Origin of the sequence: Spirillospora sp. NPDC000708 (genome assembly GCF_040299565.1) — a bacterium.
GTDB lineage: Bacteria > Actinomycetota > Actinomycetes > Streptosporangiales > Streptosporangiaceae > Spirillospora.
Genome location: NZ_JBEPCJ010000218.1, coordinates 1 through 2,149, shown reverse-complemented (window position 1 = coordinate 2,149; position 2,149 = coordinate 1). Strand labels below are relative to the sequence as shown.

Annotated in this window: 1 protein-coding gene; it reads right to left on the bottom strand. The window is 67.8% G+C overall.

Translation table 11 applies throughout. The features are described from left to right. Window positions 1-619: 619 nt before the first annotated feature. Complete coding sequence (locus ABT299_RS52515; protein ID WP_500255455.1) at window positions 620-1,897, bottom strand: HNH endonuclease signature motif containing protein; 1,278 nt, start codon at window positions 1,895-1,897, stop codon at window positions 620-622. Window positions 1,898-2,149: the final 252 nt, after the last annotated feature.

Genomic DNA, 2,149 nt, shown 5'->3' with positions numbered 1-2,149 from the left:
GGCGTCGCTTCGCGATGGACTTCGTCCACCCTTGACTTTGGAGCCTCTGCGGCCCCTGGGCAGGTGTTGGGGGCAGGCTCCGCCTGCCCCGCCCCCGGGTCGCGCCACCCCACCACCCCCCTCCGTAAGGGACGAAGGGAACCCAAGGGCGACACCGCAACACCTGATCTGAAACGAGCCGCCCCCGATGTGGTGTGTTGCCGGGTCGCTGGCATTGTGGGCTGTGGGTGTTGGCGTGCTGCGTTCGACAGGCGGCCTTGGCTATTGCATTGGTGTATCGCGCTGTCGTGTCGGCATGGCCCTGTGGTGGGGCTGGCTCGCCTGTCGTGAGGGTGGCTGCGGGTGGACCGCCGCAGGGCGTGGGCCGGGGTGGATAGGTGTGATGCGGGGGGCGGGGCGGCTATGCGGTCCGGGGCGGTGTTGGGCGGTGCTGCTGGGCGGTGCGTAATTGGCCGGGTGACTGGTGGCGGTCTCCGCAAAGGGCTGTCTGGTGGAGCGCCCGCAACTGGTGTGAGGTGGTCGCCTGCCGTGTGGCCATGCCGAGGCCGCCCGTCATCGGTGGGGATGCGGGCGGACCGGCGCAGGGCATTGCCGTGTGCAGTGTTGCGGTGGTGGGTGGCTATGCGGCCCAGTCGAGCGCGGTGCTATCGGGTGGGCCGATGCTGCCCGGTGGTCCGGCCCCGGTTGCTGATCCTCGGGCGTCGGCTGGTGGGAGTAGCCGGTAGACGTAGCGCCCGTCCTGGTCTTTGGTGATCTGGATCTGGTCGGGGTTGGTGTGTTTGAAGCGGTTGTGCCATCCGCAGGTGAGTGCGAGTTGGTCGATGTCGGTGGGTGATCGTCCGAGTGCCCAGCCGTGGACGTGGTCGACTTCGCACAGCGTCCCGGGGATCTCGCAGCCTCGTACCGCGCAGGAGGAGTAGAGCGTTTCCAGCACTTGCCGTTGGGCTGCGGAGGCGAACCGTTCTCGGTAGCCCAGGTAGAGCGGGGTGTTGCCGCGTCCGAGGAGGAGGGGTGAGACCCCAGCCGAGAGGGCGATGCGGCGGGCTTGGACGGCGGGGATCGGGGTGCCGTCGGTGAGGCGGGCCGGGGCGTTGCCTCCGGTGAGCGTCTCCAGGTCGCAGATGACGGTGACCTTCGATGCCTTGTGTCCACCCGACAGGACGCTGGAGAGGGCGGCTGCGGTGCGTTCGGAGAGGTCGCGTCGGTCGTCTGGTCCTGCCGGCTTGGCCAGCGGGGCCAGGGTGCCGTCCCAGATGGCGGCGTCTTCGGGGTTCAGCCAGCCTTTGACGTAGCGGCCGCCGTCCAGGGATCGGGTGGTGGTGAGCCAGGACTTGTCGTAGCCGCGCTTGGTGTCCTCGTCGGGGGCGTCTTCTGTGTCGTCGCGTTCGGCGATGAGGTCGCGGATGCGGCGCCCGAACGCAGCGACCTTTCCGGCCGAGAAGCCCTGCTCGACGAAGCCGAGGAGGATTGTCTCGGCCTCGGCGCAGTCGGTGTCGTTCAGGCGGGCGACCGAGTCGGCGACGGTGACGGCGTAACCGTGGGACAGGTCCCCCGCGGCGAGGCATTCGGCCACCTGCGGGAGACGATGACGCTGCCGCGCCAGCACCAGACGCTCTTTCACCCGGTTATCGCGCATGCCCAGCCGCGACCGCAGCCACGCCTGGGTGGAGGGATATCCCCACCGGGCCTGCTCCCCGGCGGCGTCGACTCGGCCGATGAATCCGGCGAGGGCACTTTCCTGCAGATCGGACGCGGCCACCAGGGTTTCGGTGAGTTCCAGGCACGCGGCCGCTGATTCAGGGGCTTCGCGTTGTGCGAGTTCAGTGGCGATGCTTGAGAGCGCGTTCACCAGTTCCATGGTGGACGCGGCCTCAAGCTCGACCGTCACTGATTGCATACGTAAATAGTACCCTGTGTGACCGACATTCGAGGCCGTTCAAGGCCGTTCGGGCCACATTCTTCCCGGTATTTTTTGGAACGGGGAAAGGCCACTGAGTGCCTCGCGTCCATTGTCGATCTTCGGACCTCACGAAGGGGGTCTCACCCCTTGGTACCTTACGGAGGGGGGTGGTGGGGTGGCGCGACCCGGGGGCGGGGGGGGGGGGGGCGGCCCCCATAGCGACAGCAAAACACACAAAAACAAAAACAA